Raw genomic sequence first — 19,652 nt, 5'->3', positions numbered from 1 at the left:
ATCGGGACCCCTTCACCAACTCAGAAGCAACAGTTCGAAGCTGAAGCCGGGCCCCATTGCCAGCATGATTCCCAGCGAGCCGGCCGCCGGCGCCTCCGCGAGAGTTCGGTTGAAGACGTCGAGCACCGACGCCGACGACATGTTTCCGTTGTCGCGCATCGATTCCCAGCTGTGCCGCAAGGCTTCGGCCGGCATGCCGACCGCGTTGGTGATCGATTCGAGCACCTTGGGTCCGCCCGGGTGACACACCCAGGTGGTGATGTCGGCGGTCGTCAGCTGATGCTCGGCGAGGAACCGGTCGACCTCCGCGCGGAGGTGGTCATCGGCCATCTTGGGAACGTCTCGTGACATCACGAGCTGGAATCCGCTGGAGCTCACATTCCAGCCCATCACCTCGACCGTGTCGGGCAACAGCGCACTGTGGGTCGCCAGGATCTGCGGTCCCTGCTGCAGGGGGAGTCCGGCGGGGACCCGATCGGCGCCCGTGCCGACCACCGCTGCAGCGCCGTCGCCGAACAGGCAGACGCCGATCAGCGCGGGGATCGAGGTGTCGTCGCGTTGCAGCGTCAGAGAGCACAGCTCGACGGAGAGCAACACGGCGACGTGGTCGGGAAAGCCGCGCAGGTAGTCGTGCATGCGCGCCATCCCGGCTGCGCCGGCCACACAGCCGAGCCCGAACAGCGGGATGCGCTTGACGTCGGACCGGAGCCCCAGCTTCGACGCGATGCGGGCATCGATGGTGGGCACGGCCACTCCGGTGCTCGACACAGTCAGGATGGCGTCGACCTCGTCAGGGCGTAGGTGGGCCTCGTCGAGGGCCCGGCGCACCGCCTGCTCGCCGAGTTCGACGGCGACCTCGAGATATGCCTCGTTGGCTTCGGTGAAACCGGCCAGTTTCGGGTAGCGCTCCACCGGCAGCGCGAGGTTGCGGTATTCGACGCCGCTGGTTCGGGCGAACCGGGCGAACCCGGGTTCGGCGAACTCGGTGAGCGCCCTGGCCACCTCGTCCTGGTCGTAGCGATGTGTCGTGAACGCGACCGCGGTACCGGTGACGCGGGGATCGCCGCAGCGGGGTGTGCCGATCGGGTTCAGCGAGTGGGAGAAAGCAATATCTGTCATGCGCGATGCAACACCGGCAATGCGCTAAAACCATTCCCGTTTAGCCCGGTCGTGAAATATCGCACACGAACCCGAAATATCCGTCGACCTTCTGTATAAGTCCCGATCGGTGCGGAATTTATGAAAAACTAAGAGGCACAACATAAATGAAGGCTGAGAATTCCCAGGAAAGCGGCCTCTTCTGACAATTAATTGTGCTGGGGCTGGGGGACTGCTGATAACCCGAAATATCGTTGAACTTTCTTTCCGGGTATTTCGTGCACGGATGTGATCATGAAAAGTATTGCCCCATTTGGCCAGCCTCCCCCGGAGGCTGAACCGAACGGAAGGGCAGTGCTATCGGCCGAAACCGGCGTCGCGCAGGGCTTGTGCCATCGCACCGGAAGACCGGTTGTTGGTGTCCCGCCGACCGCCGTCGCCGCCGCGAGCGGGCTGGCGTCGCTCGCCGCGGCCGGCAGTGGCGCCACTGCGCCCAGGGCTCGTGGACTGCTTGGCTTTCGGTTCGTCGCCCAGCCGCAGGGTGAGTCCGATCCGCTGGCGATCCACATCGACGTCGACGACTTTCACCCGCACCACCTGACCCGAGCGCACGACTTCATGCGGATCGGATACGAATCGATCCGACATCGCCGAGACGTGCACCAAACCGTCCTGATGGACACCGACGTCGACGAAGGCGCCGAACGCCGCGACGTTGGTCACGACACCTTCGAGCACCATTCCGGCCTTGAGATCGGCCACCTTCTCCACACCCGCGGCGAAGGTCGCGGTGGAGAAGGCCGGCCGCGGATCGCGGCCCGGCTTTTCCAGCTCGGCGAGGATGTCGGTCACCGTGGGCACGCCGAAGCGGTCGTCGGCGAAGTCGGCCGGGCGCAGTGTCCGCAACGCTCGTTCGTTGCCGATCAATTCGGCCATCGTGATGCCCGAACGGTCCAAAATGCGCCGCACCACCGGATAGGCCTCCGGGTGGACACCCGAGGCGTCGAGGGCGTCGTCACCGCCGCGGATCCGCAGGAAGCCGGCGCACTGTTCAAAGGCTTTGGGGCCCAGGCGTGGAACATCGAGCAAGGCGGTGCGGCTGCGGAACGGACCGGTCTTCTCGCGGTAGGCCACGATCGCTTCGGCCAACGACTCGGAGACTCCCGACACCCGCGACAGCAGCGGAACCGACGCGGTGTTCAGGTCGACCCCGACGGCGTTCACTGCGTCCTCCACCACCGCATCGAGGCTGCGGGCCAGGGTGCCGGGGGTGACGTCGTGCTGGTACTGGCCGACGCCGATCGACTTCGGTTCGATCTTCACCAGTTCGGCCAGCGGATCCTGCAGGCGGCGGGCGATCGACACCGCACCGCGGACCGTCACGTCCAGACTCGGCAGCTCGCGGGCGGCGTAGGCCGACGCCGAATACACCGACGCCCCGGCCTCGCTGACCATAGCCTTCGCCGGTGCGCTAGCACCCGCCGCGCGAATATCGGCGATCAGCTCGGTGGCCAGTGCATCGGTCTCCCGGGACGCGGTGCCGTTACCGATCGCAATCAGCTCGACGCCGTGCCGGGCAACCAGGGCGGCCAGCGTCGCCTTGGCCGAATCCCATTGGCGCTGAGGCTGATGTGGGTAGACCGCGCACGTCTCGAGCACCTTGCCGGTGTCGTCGACGACGGCGACCTTGACCCCGGTGCGGAACCCCGGATCGAGTCCGAGCGTGGTGCGGGTACCGGCAGGCGCCGCCAGCAGCAGATCCTTGAGGTTTTTGGCGAAGACGGCCACGGCGTCCTCTTCGGCGCGCTGACGCAACCGCATCCGGGCATCGACCGCACCGGAGATCATCAGCCGGGTGCGCCAGGCCAGCCGGACCGTGGTGGTCAGCCATGGGGTGGCCGCAGCTTTGGCGGTCAGATCGACGCCGAGGGCGTTGGCGACCATCACCTCGTAGGCGTCGTCGCTGCCGCCGTCGAAGCGCACGGCGAGGGCTTGTTCCTTCTCTCCGCGCATCACCGCCAGCACCCGGTGCGAGGGCATGTCCTCCAGCCGCTCGGTGAATTCGAAGTAGTCCCGAAACTTCTGTGCCGCTGGGCTCTTCGCGGCCTCGTCGGAGAACGGTGCGGTCCGCACCGCACCCTCGGCCCAGAACTTGGTCCGGATCGCACCCACCAGCTCGGCATCCTCGGCCGCCCGTTCGACGAGGATGTGCCGCGCGCCGTCGAGTGCCGCCGCGGCGTCGGCGACGTCGGCGGTGAGGAATTCGGCAGCGGCGGCTTCGGGGGCGACAGCGGGGTCGGCGAGCAGACGGTCGGCGAGCGGCTCGAGGCCTGCTTCCCTGGCGATCTGGGCTTTGGTACGCCGTTTCGGCTTGTACGGCAGGTAGATGTCCTCGATCCGAGACTTCGTGTCGGCGCTCAGCAGCGCGGACCTCAGCTCGTCGGTCAGCTTGCCCTGCTCGTCGATCGACGCGAGCACCGCGTCCCGTCGTTCGTCGAGCTCGCGCAGATAACGCAGCCGCTCCTCGAGGTCGCGCAGCTGACCGTCGTCCAGGCTGCCGGTGACTTCCTTGCGGTAGCGGGCGATGAACGGAACGGTCGCACCCTCGTCGAGCAGCCGGACCGCGGCGGCCACCCGGGCCTCTGCGACGGCGAGTTCTTCAGCAAGACGGGCATTTACAGATTTGACGGTTGGGCTCGAAGTCACGCGCAGACCCTACCGAACCGCGCCGACAATCCTGCGAACCCGTCGCGGGTGTTGCATAGAGTTCGAGGCTGCCTTCACCACACGACTGGGCGCCGCCGTCATCGACGGCTTCATCGGTGCCCCCGAGTACGCCGGCGTACCTCAGTACGAGGCGGCCGGGAGGAATAGCCACCAACATCGAAGGGTTTGGCGCTATATGCCCAGAGAAATGACCGAGTCCGAGCGGCAGGAATACCTTGCCGCCAAGCACGTGGCGGTCCTGTCCGTCGCCACCACCGACGGCCGGCCGCCGGCCAGCATCCCGATCTGGTACCAGTACGCCCCCGGCGGCAACATTCTGATCTCCACCGGCCCCTCGTCGCGCAAGGCCCGGCTGATCAGGCAGGCCGGTGCGGCGACGCTGGTAGTGCAGGACGAGGAGCCGCCGTATCGCTACGTCGTCGTCGAGGGAACTTTGGTGGACACCACCGAACCCACGCCGCCGGAAGTCTTGGAAGAAACCGCGGTGCGCTATCTCGGTGAGGAGGGTGCGCGCCAGTTCCTCCGCTCGATGGAGGGACACGCCAACGTGTTGTTCACCTTCCGGCCGGACCGATGGCTGACGGCCGACTTCTCCGACGAGTTGTAAACCTCAGCCGGGAACGTCAAGGCGTTGCGTCCCGACCACGTTCAGCAGGCGCAGGGCCTCCTCGGAGGGCGAGCCGGGCTCGGCGGTGTAGATGACCACACGCTGATCGCGGTCGGCCACATCGAGCGGATCGCAGTTGACCGTGATCGGTCCGACGACCGGGTGGTGGAAGGTCTTGCACAGCATGGGACGTGTCACGACGTCACGGGAGTTCCAGAGCTCGGCGAATTCCGCGCTGCCGCTGCATAGTTCGTCGATCAGTGCGGTCGTCTCGGGGTCGTCTGGGTAGCGCGCCGACGCGGCCCGGAGATGAAGGGCGCACGTGCGTGCGAATTCGTCGGAATCCGAGACCCCATACAAGCGCCGGCCCTGTGCCCCAGGACCCAGGAAAACCCGCCGGGCAAGATTGCGTTCGCGGGGCGACAGGGCCGAGAAGTCCTCCATCAACGCACACGCGAGGTCGTTCCACGCCAGCACCTCGTAGGTCGCCGACACCACGATCGCGGCGGCCTGTGGCAGCCGGGTGATCAGATCGGTGATGCTTGGGCGCACGACACGCGGCGGTCCCGGTGCGGCGGCCGGTTCCACACCGGCCAGCCGGTGCAGGTACGTCGTCTCCGCATCGGAGAGCCGCAGCGCGCGCGAAAGACCTTGCAAAACTTCGCGCGACGGGTGGGGTGCCCGGGCCTGTTCCAGCCGGGTGTAGTACTCGGTGGAGATGAAGGCCAATTGCGCCACCTCGTCGCGGCGTAGACCGGGGGTCCGCCGCCGTCTCCCGTGGGCCACACCGATGTCGGCCGGTGTGATCCGTTCGCGTCTGCTGCGCAGGAACGCACCGAATTCGCGCTTGTCCACAGCTCCATTGTGCGCACGTCGGCGACGCCAGCCAGGTACCGCCGGTACCTGGCTGTCACACGCGCCACCGGACACGCTCGAAGCATGGATCATCACCACAACGGACTCTTGGCCGGCAAGGTCGCCTTCGTCAGCGGAGCCGGGCGCGGCATCGGCGCTGCCGCCGCGCGGCTGTTCGCGCGGGAAGGCGCCGCCGTACTGCTGGCGGCCAGAACCGAGGCTCAGCTACGCGATGTCACCGAGGACATCACCCGCAGCGGCGGTTCGGCGGCGTACGCGGTATGCGATCTCGCCGACGGCGACAGTGTGCGGCGCGCGGTGGATTCGGCGGTGCAAACGTGGGGCCGCCTGGACGTCGCCTTCAACAACGGCGCGACGATCGCGCCCCCGGGGCCGCTCGATCAAGCGCTCGACGACGACTTCGACCGGGTCTACACCGTCAATCTCAAGGGTGTGTTCCTGGCCATGAAGGCCGAGATCGCGGCCATCCGGGCCACCGCCAAATGCGGTGCGATCGTGAACACGTCGAGTGTCGGCAGCTTGAAAGGTAATCCGGAGTTGCCGGCGTACGGCGCGATGAAGCGTGCGGTGAACAGCCTCACCGAATCCGCTGCGGTCACCTACGGCCCCGAGAACATCCGCGTGAATGCGATCACGCCGGGCACCACGCTGACCGAGATGATTCAGGAGTGGGAGGACGCGACCCCGGGGGTGATCGAGCGACTGGTGGCCGACAACCCGCTGCGGCGGGCCGCCGACCCCGCTGAGGTCGCCGAGGCCGCCGCGTGGCTGTTGAGCGACCGGGCCTCCTACGTCACCGGCGCGATACTGCGGGTCGACGGCGGGACGTGGGTCTGAGTTGGGATCGGTAGCCGTCCGGCAGTTCTTCACTTCTCGCATCGACGCCACCGAGGCGGCGGACAACGAGAGGAACAACCCCATGAAGATCGTGCCGACTCCCATCGCGCAGCACATCGACCGCGTCGAGCGCCAGCACAGTCTCTACATCGCCATCAGCACCGGCCTGCTGGCCTTCTGGTCGATCTACCGGGTGCTCTGGTCGATCTACCTGGCGGTCACCTACGACTTCATCTTCGGCTCGCTGGTGTTCCCGATCATCCTGTGGGCCGTCATCGGTGTGGTCGCGGCAGTCGCGTCGATCGGTTTTGCCACCCGCTACCTCAAGGGATCGGCGACCGGCAGCACCGAAACCAATCAGGTCTGACCCGGCCCCCACGTGTGCCCGCTTCCGGTGCCTGCGCCGCGGCGCGGGCACCGGGGCGTGCTGATACGCATCCTGAAACGGGATGCGTCGGCCGTGCGATAGGACGGAAAGCACACCGGTTCTGCCGTCGGCACGCCGACGGCCAATGTGTGCGACGATGCCTCTACGCCAAGGGGCAACCCTTCGCAGGGAGATCGAGAGGACCGCCGGATTCATGAGTGAACGGCACCGCACCGCGGCACTTGTCCACGCAGTCGCCATCGCGAGCGTCACCGTGGGCGCCGCCCTCGCCGGAGCCGCGACGGCCGCCGCCGACCCGATGACTCCGACGCCCATTCCGGTCCCGTCGGATCCTGCCGCCGTCCCGCCGGGTCAACCTGTGGCGATGCCGGTCGACCCGGCGGCTCCACCGGCACCCGCACCTCCGCCGCCCGGGGCACCGCCCTCGGTGCCGGAGATCGCCAACCCGACCTACGGTTCGCAGAACACCCCGGGTGTCCTCGGGTCACTCAAAGACATGTGGCACAACGTCCGCGACCCGTACTACGGGCCCGATGAGTCCGCGTCGGCCAGCGGCTCGGTCGCGCCGCCCCCGGGTGCCGGAGCGCCGCCGCCGCTGCCCCCCGGATACAAGTCGTATACCGCCCCTGGTTCGGAGGCGCCCCCGAGTGAGTACGGCCCGGGTAAGCCGCCGCCACCCGGAACGCCGGCGCTGCCGCCGGGCTATTACTCGCTGAGCGGTCCGCCGCCGCCGGGGTATGAGTTCAACGCCCCCGGTCAGCAGGCACCGATCACTGCGACGCCCGCGCCGACGCCCTAGCCCGCGATCAGCGAAGGTGCGGGGTAGGGGATTACCCGCGCCGTCTGCTGGTTATATTTGCTAAGTATTCGCACATCGTCTGAACGTTGGAGTCTGCACATGGCTGGGATCAAAACTGCGCTGAGCGTTGCGGCACTCGCGATCGGGCTGACGATGGGCGCCGCGCCGGCGATCGCGATCGCGGACCCGCCGCCGCCGGATCAGAACGTGGGGGAGCCGGTTCCGGACTGGGCGCCCCGCAAACCGGCTGAGGTATGGGCCGGCCATCCAGTGGTGTGGACGCACATGTGGGGCGGCCGCTGGGGTGTGTGGATCAACGACCAATTCATCACGTTGTCGTCCAACCCGGTGACCAACGGCGGCTGAGTCCGTTTCCGGCGGCGAGTCTCACTCGTCACATTCGCCGTCCAATCGCGGGCTGGGGTGGATACTGCGATGTGGACCGCTATATAGTTAGTCCGCTTAAGGTTTTAGGGATTGGGGCAGGAGAACGATGGCTGGTTTGATGAGTCGCGCGAAGCTGGCAAGTCTCGCGCTGAGTGCGATGGCCGCTGCAGGTGTCATCACCGCCGGCCCCGCCGCCGCCGATGCCAGTGACGACTTCCCGATCCCGCACCGCATCATCATCACCCAGTGCGACGTCGAGCAGTACATGGCTGCGGCCCGTGACACCAGTCCGGTGTACTTCGAGCGCTACATGATCGACCGCAGCAACCGGCCCGCCGATGTGCAGCAGATCGCGTTCGACCGCATTCACTGGTTCTTCTCGCTCGACCCCGTCGCGCGCCGGCAGTACTCCGAGGACACCGCGACCAACGTCTACTACGAGTTCGTCGCGACCCGCTGGGGCAACTGGGCCAAGCTGTTCTTCAACAACAAGGGCGTCGTCGCCAAGGCCACCGACGTCTGCATGAATTACCCGCCCGGCGACATGTCGGTCTGGGACTGGCCCGTCGCCAGGTAGCCTCGGCTAATTCCTGAACGGCGGTAACACCGCCGTCAATTCCAGCTATGTACAGGCATCAACGGTGATGCCCCAGTATGTAGGTGGACTATGAAGCAAACCCAACTTATTGCGGTCGTGGCGCTCGTTACCTGCACCTCGACCATCGCGTCGCCCCCGGTCGCCGCCGATCCCGCCCGGGTGCCCTGCAGGGTGCTCGACCAGGTCCGCGAGAGCCTCGACAACGACATCAACGCCGGTATCGGCGGAGTGCGGATCGTGATCAGCTCGCCCTATGCCAGCGGAGCCGCGCAACAGCGCGACACCAACGTCAAGCTCGCGATGATCAGCCACGGCGTGCACTACATGGAAGACGTCAACGGCCCAGGCATTGTGCCGGGCCTGGCTCCCGCCCTGGTCGACCTGCGCCGGGCCAGCGACGACGTGCGAGACGCCGTGGGCGCGCTGTTCGTGGTGTCCCCGGGGTACGGGTACGGGGATGGCTACGGAAACTACGGCCCGACGGTGTCCAACGCCTGGCCACAGCCCTCGACCTGGACCGCGATCGACTACGCCGACCAGAAGAAGGACGACATCTACGCCCTCGTGAACGGCCTACAGAGCACCTGTACGCCGTAGTGGACTACGAGGCGCTGAGGATCTTGATGGCGAAGACCAGCGTGTCGCCCGGCAGGATGCCGGCCCGCGGCTGGCCCTGCGGGTAGCCGTCGGCGCTCACCATCGCGACCGCGACGGTCGATCCGACCTTCTGGCCCGCGATCGCCTTCTGGAAGCCGGGAACCACGCCGTCGAGCGAGAATTCGGCCGGCTCGCCCCGTTGGTAGCTGCTGTCGAAGACGCTGCCGTCGCGGCCGTTGACACCCTCGTAGCAGACCGAGACGGTGGCCGTCGGTGCGACGACGGGTCCGGTACCTGCTTGCAGCGTGTGCACCTCGGTCGCGTTCACGCTGAAGGGAGCGGTCACCGTGACGACCGGGGCCGCGGTGTCCGTCGAGCCGGTGACAGCGACACTGCCGGTCGCGCCGGACAACGTCCACTCCGGAGTGCCCGCGCCTGCCGGGGGTGTAGTCGGGCATGTCGTATCCGGGCCTGCCGCCTGGGTGACGGTGGCCGAGACCGCAGGGGCGGTAGACGACTTGCTCGCCGACGGGGTGGTGTCCGAGCCGCAGGCCGCAAGGGTCACGGCAAACGCGGCAGTGCAGGCACCGAACGCAACAACAGAGGGCAGGCGGGAGAAGTTCACGCTCGTCACGCTACAGCGGATTGACTCGGCGAAAGTCTTGGCTCACACCGAACTCTTTCTCAGCAAAGCCTCAGATGGCGTAGGCAAACTGCTTTCAGGCGCCTTGAGGCGCAGATGGTTCTTGTCACGAGAAAGCGAAACGCAACGCAATGGACTACAGGTCACAACAGTCGCCCCAGGAAAGCCACTACCGGTGGCAGCCGAAAGATTCTGTGGAACATTCTAATTCAGGGCAGTGGCGCCCCGGTGGATATCAATATGGTTACGGCGACGCCGACACCACGCAGATGTATCCGCCACCGTACGTGGCCCGGCCCCGGGATGGGAGATCTGCATCACAGCAAAATCCCCGGCAACGGATGAGGTCGCGGGTGGGTGTGTTGGTCGGCGGTACGGCCGTGGTCGCGATGATTGCCGGCGCCGCCGGGGCGGTCGCCGTGGTCGACCATGCCGGGCGCCCGACGGCTACCGCACAGGGGCAACTCGTACCCGGGGCGCCGAAGAACCCCGCCGTCGCCGGCCAGCCGGCCAGCGCGGCACCCGTCGGGTCGGTCGAGCAGGTCTCGGACAAGGTGCTGCCCAGTGTCGTGAAGCTGCAGATCTCCACTGGTCAAGGCAGTGAGGAGGGGTCCGGAATCATCCTGAGCTCCGACGGGCTGATCTTGACCAACAATCACGTCGTGGCTGCCGCTGCCCAGGGCGCGGGTAGCGGGCCGATGGCAGTCGAGGACGGGCCGGACGGTCAGTTCCCCGGCGGACGCGGCGGCCGGCCGTTCGGCCAGAGCGGCGGAGGGATTGCGGCGACGGTCACGTTCTCCGACGGCCGGACCGTGCCGTTCACGGTCGTGGGCGCTGACCCCGCCGACGACATCGCGGTGGTTCGGGCTCAGAACGTTTCGGGCCTGACCCCGATCACGATCGGATCCTCGAAGGATCTGAAGGTCGGCCAGAACGTTGTCGCGATCGGCTCGCCGCTGGGTCTGCAGGGCACCGTGACGACGGGCATCATCAGCGCGCTGGACCGTCCCGTCGCCACCGGCGACGAGCAGTCCGGCCAGCATTCGGTCATGAGCGCCATCCAGACCGATGCGGCGATCAACCCCGGTAACTCCGGTGGCGCGCTGGTGAACATGAACGGCGAACTGATCGGCGTCAACTCTGCGATCGCTTCCCTTGGCAGCGGCCAGGATTCGCAGGCGGCGCAGAGCGGATCAATCGGGCTTGGCTTCGCGATTCCGGTTGACCAAGCGAAACGCATTGCTGACGAACTGATTTCGACCGGAACGGTGCAGCGAGCCTCGCTCGGTGTTCAGCTCAGCTCCGACGACAGCGCACGCGGTGCACTGGTCGCCGGTGTCGCCGACGGAAGCCCGGCCGCAGCGGCAGGCATGTCGAAGGGTGCGGTGATCACCAAGGTCGACAACAAGGTGATCGACGGCCCGGAGGCGCTCGTCGCGGCCATCCATTCCAAGGCGCCTGGCGACAACGTCACGCTGACCTACAACGACCCGTCGGGCGCGTCACGCACCGTGCAGGTCACCCTCGGACAGATTCAGTCCTAGCAGCACAACCCATCTCGAAATGGACGGTGGCTATTGTCTGATGGCCACCGTCCATTTTTGGCAGTCCATTTCGGCACTGGGGGAGACCGATGATGAACCACACCGCCCGTCGACTGGGCGTCGTCGCGCTGGTTGGGCTGACGATCATCGGTCTGTCCGGATGCTCGTCGTCGGGTTCGCCCGCACCGTCGGGCACCACGAGTACACGTACTGCCGCTGCGGCCGGTTGCGACAAGGCAGCGTTCGCCGACGCGGCCACCGCGGCCGTCCATGCCGTGAGCAAGGACAACATCTACCGGATCGACAACGTGGCATGCGCCGACGGTTGGGCGGTCACCAGCGGGCTCTGGTCCAGCACGGCCAATCCGGACATGGGTGCCCCGAGCACGCTGGTGTTCGCGCAGCACGGCGGCCAGTGGGTCAGCCAGGACAAGCAGAAGGTCTGCGGCACCAACGCCTCGACCACGCCCGCTCCCGCGGACGCGACGATCCCCGCTGCGCTGTACCAGCTCGGCTGCCTGACCGGATAGCTCGCCATTTATTTGCCCCATGCGCTAACTTGGCGGGGTGTCGAGGGGAGCACAGGTCGCTGTGCGCGCACTGCGGGTGCCACTCGTCCTGTTGGTCGCCGGTGCAGTGGTCGTCGCGGCGATCGCGTTCCGACCGCATTCGGACTCCGGGCTCCCGCAGCTGATTTCGGGCCCGTTCGCGTTGCTGCTCGCGGGGGCGACGAATCTGGGCGACTCGCAGGCGCGCAGCGTCGAGCTGACCGCGGAGCTGCCTGACGCGCAACGCCCCGACCGGCTCGACGCGTGGGCCACGGCCAACGGCCTGTCGGTCCGGTGGCAGCCCGGAGCGCGCTGGGCGGTGATCAGCGGCCCACCCGCTCGTGTCGCGGCCGCGTTCCACGTGGTCGTCCACGACTTCCGCGCGAAGGCCGGCCAGGTGTTCTACGCCTCGCCTCAGCAGCCCGCGGTCCCGGCATCGTTGCGTGACAAGGTGACTGGTCTCGGGCGGATCCTCAGCTACTCGCCCTACCACTCCAACAGCCCGTCGTTCCGGCCGCTGGACGTGCCCGACCACAGCCTGCCGCCCGACTCCCTGCGGACGACCTACAACGTGCGCCCGCTGACCGAGGCCGGCTACACCGGCAGGGGTGGCACCATCGCGGTCTTCGGATTCGACGGATTCGACCAGGCCGACCTGGACATGTTCACCGCCACCTACGGTTTGCCCCGGCTGGTTCCCGAGGTCGTCGGCGGCGTGCCCGAGCAACGCAGCGGCGAATCGACGATGGATCTGCAAGTCGCCCACGCGATCGCACCCGATGCACGCAAAGTGCTGGTGAACGCCAGGACGACGGTCGCCGGTGGTAGCACCTACGTCAAGATCGCCGAGCTGATGCAGTCGGTGGACCGGCAGTTCCCCGGGGCGGTGTGGAGTCTGTCCATCGGCTGGGGCTGCGACAGGCTGATCACCGCGGCCGACCTGGCCCCGATCCGTGGTGCGATCTCGACCGCACTTGCCCACGGCACCACGGTGTTCGACGCGAGCGGAGATCTGGCCGGCCTGGAATGCAAACGCGGCCATGACTGGTCGGCGCCACCCGGACCCGCCGACGTGGGGCTCGATGCCGTCGCGTCGCTACCCGAGGTGACCAGCGTAGGTGGGACCACGCTGTCCACCGACGAGAACTACCGGTGGCTGGGTGAACAAGCCTGGAGCGACGGTCCGTTGACGCAGGGGAGTGGTGGTGGGGTGTCCAACCTCTTCGACCGGCCGCCGTGGCAGGCCGCTGTGACCACGACGACCAACACCGTTCGCCGGCTGACACCCGATGTCTCGGCGGTGGCCGACAACTCGACCGGTGCGGTCATCGTGCAGAACCAGCAGCTGGTGGTCGGGGGTGGCACGTCGCAATCCGCACCGATCTGGGCCGGTATCGCCGCGGTGATGAATCAGTTCCTGGTCGCCAACGGCGGGCGGCCGGTCGGTGAGCTCAATCCGATGCTCTACCGGCTGAAAGCCGGCGCTGCCCGGCCGGCATTCCACGACATCACGTTGGGCACCAACGCTGTCGCGATTTCACAGCCGGGCTACGACATGGTCACCGGCCTGGGCAGTCCCGACGTCGACAACATGGTGCGCGACATCCTCGACGTGCAACGGTCCCCGCGATGACCGATCATCCAGACATCGCGACGATGCCGTGCCCGGGCTGCGCCCATGACGTCCCCGCGGGCCGGTTCTGTGTGCGTTGCGGCGCACACCTCTCGGTGGCTTCGGACAAGCGTCCCAGCCGGCTGCGGGTGAGCGACTTCGCCGCCGCGCCGGGCGAGAACGTGCTCCAGCCGGCGATCGTGAGCTCGATGTTCCCGCACCTGCCGAGTCGCTCCCGGGTCGCGTTCCGGTTCGCACTCGGGCTTCTGCTGGCCGTGCTCGTCGCGTTCTGCGTGCTGCAGTGGTACGTCCCGATGCTGGCGCTGGCCATTTTCGCGCCGCCCACGCTGATCGCGATCTATCTGATCGAGTCCCGGCTGTTGACCGACCTGCCTGCCTGGGTATGGGTTCTGACCGCCGTCCTGGGGGCTGCGGTTGGGGTGGCGTGGGCGACCTTGACCGGCGCCATCGTGGCCGAGTCCTACAGTCTCGGGCTGGGCGCGCAGGTCCCCACCGCACGTCTGCTGCGCGACGCGGTGATCATTCCCTTCGGCGGCTTGCTGGCGATGCAATTACCGGTGATCGTCGTCCGGTTGCTGCGGCCTCCGGTGCGAGAGTCGTTGCACGGCGCCGTAATCGGCCTGCTGGGCGGCGCGATGTTCCTGCTCGCCACCAACGTGATCAGAATGATCCCGCAGTTCGGGGACAGCGCGGTGACCGGCGATCTGCCCGTCGAGGACCTCCTGCTCCAAGCCGGGGTGCGAGGAATCGGGGAGCCGTTGACGGGCCTGTCGCTCAGCGCCCTCATCGGAGCATGGCTGTGGTACGTCAACCGCCGCAATCTGCGCACGGTGGCGGTCGGCGGTGTCGGGTTGATCATCGGCGCGGCGGCCTACGCCTGCGTCGGCCTGGCCCAGGCCTACCGGCTGCCGCCCTACCTGCAATTCTGCGTGCACATCGTGTTCGCGGTCGCAGCGGTGATCGCTTTGCGACTGGCGCTGCAGGTCACCATGTTGCGGGACGAGGACGTCGAGACCTATCCGGCGCTTCCGATTCTCTGTGTGTGGTGTCAGCACGTGGTACCCGACACCACGTTCTGCCCAGCCTGCGGCGTCGCCGCACAGGCGGCTTCGCAGACCTCCCGGGCGCAGCGTCGACAAGACCGCCCGCAGCGCCAGATTGCGACGGCAGAATCATGAGTGCGCCGACCGCGCCACAGACATCGGAACTCTATCCCGGTTACGCCGTGGAGCCGGGTGCGTATACCGCTGGGCCGCAACGGTTCACCCCGTTGCGACGGATGCTCGTGCCACTGGTCGTCACGCTGGGGGTACTGGTCGGGGCCTCGACGGCGGCCTGGGCGGTAGCCGGTGGCCCGTCTGTGCGTTACGCGTGTCCACCCGATTGCGGGCGGCCGCCGACGGGTGTGCCGGTTCAGGCGAGTCCGCGTTTCGTGTCTTCCGACGGCGAGTTCTCGGTGTCCTATCCGGCGGAGGGCACGGCGTACAAGGTCACGATGCAGGACGACGGCGTCTCGGCGACGTACACCGGCGGCGACGGCGGGGCGATGGAGCTGTTCGGGGTCCCGGCCCAGGGCCGTTCCGCCGAGGAGGTGATCGACGATCTCCTCAAGGACAAGCAGCCCGACGCAACGGTGGCCTATGTCCTGCCCAACTCGACGGTCGGTTACCAGCTCGGTTTCGGTGAAGTGCTCGACGTCTATCCGCAGGGCGGCGCAGCGGGGTCCCGCACGAGGATCGTCGTGATGGCGGCGGTGAAGAACGATCTCGCGCTGGTCGGTGCCGCCATCGGGCCCTACCGTAAGTTCGCACCGGGCAACGGGCCCGGCGTGCCGTCGGGCGCGAATCTGGAACTGGCGCAGGATCTCGGCAAGTACGTCAACAGCTTCTTGTGGAAGGGTGATCCGCCCCGATAAGGCGTCGTAAGCTCACCGGCGATGCTCGAGAAATCCGAGATTCGCTTCCTGCCGGTCGGCGAGCGGCGTCTGGCGTACGAGGTGCGCGGCGACGGTCCGCCGCTGGTGGCGCCCGCGTGGTGGGTGAGCCACCTCGAACTGGATTGGCAGAACCCCGGTGTCCGGCGGTTCTGGGAGGGCGTCGCGGACGGGTACACCCTGATTCGCTATGACCGGCTCGGGGTCGGAATGTCGGACCGCGCGGTGCGCCGGGCCGATCTCAGTCTCGACGGCGAGGTCACGGCGTTGCGTGCGTTGCTCGATGAGCTCGGGCTCGATCGGGTGTCGCTGATCGGCGGTTCGTCGGGCAGCTGTACCGCCACGGCCTTCGCCGCCGCGTTCCCGGATCGCGTGGAGCGGCTGGTGTTGTACGGGTCGTACCCGCACGGGGAAGAGCTGACGGCCCCGGGGGTTGGCGACGCGATCGTGGCGGCGGTGCGCGCCCACTGGGGGCTCGGGTCGCGGATGCTGAGCGACATCTTTCTCGGCAGTGCCGAGGCGGCCGAGCATGAGCGTTTCGCGCGGCTGCAACGTGAGTCGGCGTCCGCGGACACCGCCGCCGAACTGCTGAGCCTGGTCTACCGATTCGATATCCGCGAACACCTTCCGCTGGTGCGTCAGCCGACGACGGTGGTGCATCGGCGTGATGACCGCGCGGTCCCGTACCGGCTCGGACGAGAGGTCGCAGCCGCCATCCGTGGCGCGAAATTCATTCCGCTGCAAGGGCAATCGCACTTTCCCTGGCACGGTGACATCGAGTCCGTCATCCGCGCCTGCCGTCAGGGTCTGCTCTCCGACCAGACGGCGCAACCCGTTGCCGACCGCGAGTCTGTGCTGCTGTCCGAGCGGGAACGCGAGGTTCTCGGTTGTGTCGCACACGGTCTCGGGGATCGCGAGATCGCCGAGCAGCTCCAGCTGAGCCCGCATACCGTGCACCGGCACGTCGCGAACATTCGCCGCAAGCTGGGGGCGACGTCCCGGACGGCCGCGGTCGCGCAGGCAGCCCGCCTCGGGCTGGTCTAGCGTCACGGCGTTCGCAGCGGCCATTTCTGCAGCAGGCCCTCCACGCGGTCGGCGCCGCGACGCACCCCGCCGGTGGCCTCGAACCCGGCTGCCACCGCGGCCGCACCCTCAGCCATCGTCATCGCCTCTTCGACCGCGGCGCGCAGGCGCGCTCTGGTGAGCCGGCGGGCCGGTAAGCGCGTCCCGCATCGCGCGATTTCGACCCGGCGCGCCACTTCGAACTGGTCGCGCCCGAAAGGCACCACACAGACCGGGATTCCACGGGCCAACGCCTTTTGCGTGATGCCCATCCCGCCGTGGGTGATGACGCACACCGTGCGATCCAGGATCGCCGAGTGCGAGGTGAAGCGGGACAGGGTGGCTCCGGGACGTTGCCGCACATCGACGTTGCCCCCGCCGGGCAGTGTTGCCACCACGTGCACCGGCAGCCCTTCGAGTGCGTCGATGGCGGTGCCGACGAGTTCGTTGTCGGCTTGGGCCAACGACGACGTTGTCACCAGCACGATGGGGGCCTCGATCTCGTCGAGCCACGATTCGTCGCCGGTGCGTGGTGGGTCGAACGCGGCCGGACCCATGAGCTCCACGTTCGGGCCCCAGTCGGTGTGCCGGTACTCGAACGGCTTCCCGGTCGCAATCAGCAGCGCCGGGGCCCGTCGCAGGAGCTGGCCGGCGCTACGTACTTTCGGCAGCCCCAAACGCTTTCGCACCGGCGATATTTCGGACCTGAACGGCAGATCGAACACGACGCTGGTGACCAGCTGTATGCCCCAGTCGCGCACGAGGCCGATCGGGCCGGGGCGGGGAGCGACGCCGGCGCCGAACGGAGCGGAGCCGGGGGACCTCAGGTAAGGGATGAACGGACTGAGCACCACCCATGGTCCCGGCATCGTTTCGGCGGCTGACTGGGCTCCCCAGCTGTTGGCGTCGATCACGCAGATATCGGGCCCGACCTCGGTGACGGCATCTCGGAAGTCGTCGACTTCGTATTGTGCGCACTGGCCCAACACGCGCACGGTGTTGCCTGCCGAACGCAGCACGCCGCCGGCGGGCGGGCCCGCGCTCTGAAGCGCCTCGATGCGCGGATCGACGGCCTCGGCCGCGAAGCCCAACTCGCGGCACAGCTCCACTCCCGCGGCGAGGGTGCGCACGTGCACCCGGTGACCGCGCGACGCGAGCTCGGTCAGCAGCGCGCAGAACGGGAAGAGGTGGCCCAGCGCGGGTGCGGTGTAGGCCAGTACTACCGCCATCGCGGCTCGGGGCGGGTTGGGGCGAAACGGCAGCCCACTCAACGGCTCCTGTCTCGGATGCGGGCGGCCCAGGCCCGTCCGAGGCCGCCGGCGGCGACAACGACACGCTGTGGGGTGCCCACAGTGGCCCGCTGCGTGAAGATCTCGAAGTCCAGCGCTTCGATGCGGGACAGGATTTTGGCGTACAGGGTCAGCGCGGTTTCGACACAGGGACGCGAAATCGGTGCCAGCATTGCGATTCCCGGCTGGGCTTGCGCGTACACGGCGCGGGTGAGCGCATGTTGTTCCATCAGCGCCGAACGTACCCGCGCATCGGTTCGCCGGTGCGCTTGACACCACGACAGCAGGTCGCGGTCGACGCCATGCGCGGCCAGCTCGTCGGCGGGCAGATATACCCGGCCACGAGCAAGGTCCTCGTCGACATCACGCAGGAAGTTGGTCAGCTGAAAGGCTTTTCCCAGAGCCGCGGCGTAGGGCGCGGCCTCCTCGCGTGGCGCGACGGTTCCCAGGATCGGCAAGGTCTGGAAGCCGATGACCTCGGCTGAGCCGTACATGTAGCGCTCCAGCGCGCTGCGATCCGGATAGTCGGTGACGGTGAGGTCCATCCGCATGGAGGCCAAGAAGTCGTCGAACAACTCCCAGCCGATCTCGTATCGCCGTGCCGTGTCGACCACTGCCGCCAGGATCGGGTCGTCGTCGCACGGTTCGTGGTCGACCAGACCGGTGAACAGTTTGTTCGACAGCGCGGTGAGCTCCGAGGTGCGCTGGTCCGGACTCAGGCCGGTGTCGCGATCGTCGAGGATGTCGTCGGCGCGACGAGCGAAGGCGTACAGCGCGTGCACCGCAGGACGTTGGTAGGGGGCAAGCAGCCGGGTGGCCAGGAAAAAGGTCTTGCCGTGGCGGGCGTTGAGCACGCGGCACTGCCGATAGGCCTCCCGCAGTGCGGGCTGGTGCACACCGGCGGCGTCGAGTTCGGAGCCGATCATGGGCGTCTCACCGCGGCTTCGGTCGGTCGTCGCACATCAGGCCACCCGCACCGTGCACGCATGCGCCATGCCGGTCAGCGCGCTGCGCGGCTGCTCCGGAATCTGGACGCTGTCAAGCAGATTCAGCGCCCGGGTACGTAATTGGACAATCCGGTCCTCGACCCAGTGCACTGCACCGCTGGCACGCACCAAGGAACGCCAGCGCTCGACAGCGTCATCATCCAGTTCGGGGAGAGCTCGCAACTCGTCGAGCTGCGATCGCACCTGCGGGTCAGCCAGCTCGTGGGCCGCCACCAGCACACTGGTTGCCTTGTGCGACTCCATGTCGGTGCACGCCGATTTCCCGGTCACCGCGGGGGAGCCGAAGACACCCAGCACGTCGTCGCGCAGCTGGAAGGCCTCGCCGATGGTCGCGCCGTATCCCGACAGCGCATCGAGGACCGTGGCATCGCACCCGGCCATCTCCGCGCCGAGCTCCAGAGGTCGCCGCACGGTGTAGTTCCCCGATTTGCGGCACAGCATGTCGAGCACGGCATCCAACGTCGGCAGGCCCCCGGAACCACCCACCAGGTCTGCGAACTGCCCGACGGCCAGCTCAACCCGCATGTCGTCGTAGCGCGGCCAGACCCTGGCCAGGGCATCGGCATCGACCCCGCTGCGGCGCAGCATCTGCTCGGCCCACACCAGGCACAGGTCGGCCAGCAGTGTCGCCGCCGACTCGCCGAAACGGTCCGCGGGCCCGCCCAGGGAGCGGTCGCGATGCCATTGCCGCAATCGCACGTGGACCGACGGCTTGGCACGGCGCATCACCGAACCGTCCATCACGTCATCCTGGATGAGCGCGAATGCGTGGAGCAACTCCAGGCTGGCCGATGCGCGCAGTGCGGCCTCGCTGGCCCCGGCACCCGACAACCAGCCCAGATACATGAACGTCGAGCGCAGATACTTGCCGCCGTCCACGAAGTCGGCCAGCACCTCACCGGCGATATCGACCCCCGAGTGCGCCAAGCGGGGCACACACTCGGTCCGCACGAAGTCGCCCACGTAGGCGCGGGCCGAGGCGCGCACGTCGTCGAGCAGGCGGGTCGACTCGGCCGACAACGGGCTGCCCGGTGCCCGGTGCTCACCCGATTGCCCGGCGACGTGCGTCATGAGTGGCG

At 67.6% G+C, this 19,652-nt stretch carries 20 protein-coding genes; 13 read left to right on the top strand and 7 right to left on the bottom strand.

From position 1 onward, the window contains the following. Positions 1 to 12 precede the first annotated feature (12 nt). Complete coding sequence (locus G6N32_RS13755) at positions 13 to 1,119, bottom strand: type III polyketide synthase (protein WP_115320071.1); 1,107 nt, start codon at positions 1,117 to 1,119, stop codon at positions 13 to 15. A gap of 336 nt (positions 1,120 to 1,455) precedes the next feature. Beyond that, the gene (locus tag G6N32_RS13750; RefSeq protein WP_115320070.1) at positions 1,456 to 3,804 is read right to left on the bottom strand and encodes a Tex family protein; all 2,349 of its coding nucleotides are present in this window, start codon (positions 3,802 to 3,804) and stop codon (positions 1,456 to 1,458) included. 196 nt (positions 3,805 to 4,000) lie between these two features. Here G6N32_RS13750 and G6N32_RS13745 point away from each other — a divergent pair, with 196 nt between their 5' ends. Beyond that, positions 4,001 to 4,432 carry a pyridoxamine 5'-phosphate oxidase family protein gene (locus tag G6N32_RS13745; protein ID WP_115320069.1) on the top strand — a complete coding sequence of 144 codons (432 nt, stop codon included), beginning with the start codon at positions 4,001 to 4,003 and terminating at the stop codon, positions 4,430 to 4,432. Positions 4,433 to 4,435: 3 nt separating this feature from the next. On the opposite strand, the gene G6N32_RS13740 is transcribed toward G6N32_RS13745, so the two are convergent. Further along, complete coding sequence (locus tag G6N32_RS13740; RefSeq protein WP_115320068.1) at positions 4,436 to 5,287, bottom strand: helix-turn-helix transcriptional regulator; 852 nt, start codon at positions 5,285 to 5,287, stop codon at positions 4,436 to 4,438. A gap of 84 nt (positions 5,288 to 5,371) precedes the next feature. Here G6N32_RS13740 and G6N32_RS13735 point away from each other — a divergent pair, with 84 nt between their 5' ends. The 6 genes from G6N32_RS13735 (at position 5,372) to G6N32_RS13710 (ending at position 8,914) form a co-directional block, all read left to right on the top strand. After that, the gene (locus tag G6N32_RS13735; RefSeq protein ID WP_115320067.1) at positions 5,372 to 6,145 is read left to right on the top strand and encodes an SDR family NAD(P)-dependent oxidoreductase; all 774 of its coding nucleotides are present in this window, start codon (positions 5,372 to 5,374) and stop codon (positions 6,143 to 6,145) included. Position 6,146: 1 nt separating this feature from the next. Beyond that, entirely contained in the window at positions 6,147 to 6,512 is a 366-nt protein-coding gene (locus G6N32_RS13730) for a hypothetical protein (RefSeq protein ID WP_410432757.1), read from the top strand. 214 nt (positions 6,513 to 6,726) lie between these two features. Further along, positions 6,727 to 7,332: a hypothetical protein gene (locus G6N32_RS13725; protein WP_115320066.1), complete on the top strand. Its 606-nt coding sequence runs from the start codon at positions 6,727 to 6,729 to the stop codon at positions 7,330 to 7,332. Between the two features lie 99 nt (positions 7,333 to 7,431). Next, on the top strand, positions 7,432 to 7,698 hold the full coding sequence (locus G6N32_RS13720; RefSeq protein WP_115320065.1) for a hypothetical protein: 267 nt from the start codon (positions 7,432 to 7,434) through the stop codon (positions 7,696 to 7,698). A 139-nt stretch (positions 7,699 to 7,837) separates the two neighbouring features. Continuing rightward, entirely contained in the window at positions 7,838 to 8,296 is a 459-nt protein-coding gene (locus G6N32_RS13715; RefSeq protein ID WP_232077652.1) for a DUF5078 domain-containing protein, read from the top strand. A gap of 90 nt (positions 8,297 to 8,386) precedes the next feature. Continuing rightward, positions 8,387 to 8,914, top strand: a complete 528-nt coding sequence (locus G6N32_RS13710; protein ID WP_115320063.1) for a hypothetical protein — start codon at positions 8,387 to 8,389, stop codon at positions 8,912 to 8,914. A gap of 4 nt (positions 8,915 to 8,918) precedes the next feature. Here the strand turns inward: G6N32_RS13710 and G6N32_RS13705 are convergent, their stop codons facing one another. Next, the gene (locus tag G6N32_RS13705; protein ID WP_410432754.1) at positions 8,919 to 9,539 is read right to left on the bottom strand and encodes an FKBP-type peptidyl-prolyl cis-trans isomerase; all 621 of its coding nucleotides are present in this window, start codon (positions 9,537 to 9,539) and stop codon (positions 8,919 to 8,921) included. A gap of 287 nt (positions 9,540 to 9,826) precedes the next feature. Here G6N32_RS13705 and G6N32_RS13700 point away from each other — a divergent pair, with 287 nt between their 5' ends. The 6 genes from G6N32_RS13700 to G6N32_RS13675 all read left to right on the top strand — a co-directional run bounded on the left by G6N32_RS13700 (position 9,827) and on the right by G6N32_RS13675 (position 16,259). Continuing rightward, positions 9,827 to 11,101, top strand: a complete 1,275-nt coding sequence (locus G6N32_RS13700; RefSeq protein WP_115320061.1) for a S1C family serine protease — start codon at positions 9,827 to 9,829, stop codon at positions 11,099 to 11,101. A gap of 92 nt (positions 11,102 to 11,193) precedes the next feature. Next, the gene (locus G6N32_RS13695; RefSeq protein ID WP_147292026.1) at positions 11,194 to 11,631 is read left to right on the top strand and encodes a hypothetical protein; all 438 of its coding nucleotides are present in this window, start codon (positions 11,194 to 11,196) and stop codon (positions 11,629 to 11,631) included. Positions 11,632 to 11,668: 37 nt separating this feature from the next. Next, positions 11,669 to 13,282, top strand: coding sequence for a S53 family peptidase (locus G6N32_RS13690; protein WP_232077648.1), 1,614 nt, complete (start codon positions 11,669 to 11,671; stop codon positions 13,280 to 13,282). After that, positions 13,279 to 14,460, top strand: coding sequence for a zinc ribbon domain-containing protein (locus G6N32_RS13685; RefSeq protein WP_115320058.1), 1,182 nt, complete (start codon positions 13,279 to 13,281; stop codon positions 14,458 to 14,460). The genes G6N32_RS13690 and G6N32_RS13685 overlap by 4 nt, the downstream gene beginning before the upstream one ends. Further along, entirely contained in the window at positions 14,457 to 15,197 is a 741-nt protein-coding gene (locus tag G6N32_RS13680) for a hypothetical protein (protein WP_115320057.1), read from the top strand. The genes G6N32_RS13685 and G6N32_RS13680 overlap by 4 nt, the downstream gene beginning before the upstream one ends. Before the next feature lie 21 nt (positions 15,198 to 15,218). Next, positions 15,219 to 16,259, top strand: coding sequence for an alpha/beta fold hydrolase (locus G6N32_RS13675; RefSeq protein ID WP_115320056.1), 1,041 nt, complete (start codon positions 15,219 to 15,221; stop codon positions 16,257 to 16,259). Positions 16,260 to 16,261: 2 nt separating this feature from the next. On the opposite strand, the gene G6N32_RS13670 is transcribed toward G6N32_RS13675, so the two are convergent. From G6N32_RS13670 to G6N32_RS13660, 3 genes are read right to left on the bottom strand one after another with little or no spacing between them, the layout of a single operon-like run. Beyond that, positions 16,262 to 17,506 carry a glycosyltransferase gene (locus tag G6N32_RS13670; RefSeq protein ID WP_115320055.1) on the bottom strand — a complete coding sequence of 415 codons (1,245 nt, stop codon included), beginning with the start codon at positions 17,504 to 17,506 and terminating at the stop codon, positions 16,262 to 16,264. 38 nt (positions 17,507 to 17,544) lie between these two features. Continuing rightward, positions 17,545 to 18,492 (bottom strand): phytoene/squalene synthase family protein, encoded by a 948-nt coding sequence (locus G6N32_RS13665; RefSeq protein ID WP_115320054.1) that lies wholly within the window; start codon positions 18,490 to 18,492, stop codon positions 17,545 to 17,547. 36 nt (positions 18,493 to 18,528) lie between these two features. Beyond that, positions 18,529 to 19,644, bottom strand: a complete 1,116-nt coding sequence (locus G6N32_RS13660; RefSeq protein WP_115320053.1) for a polyprenyl synthetase family protein — start codon at positions 19,642 to 19,644, stop codon at positions 18,529 to 18,531. Between the last annotated feature and the right edge of the window lie 8 nt (positions 19,645 to 19,652).

The sequence above is a fragment of the Mycolicibacterium aichiense genome (genome assembly GCF_010726245.1).
GTDB classification, from domain to species: Bacteria; Actinomycetota; Actinomycetes; order Mycobacteriales; family Mycobacteriaceae; genus Mycobacterium; species Mycobacterium aichiense.
This window is presented reverse-complemented; position numbering and strand designations above follow the sequence as displayed.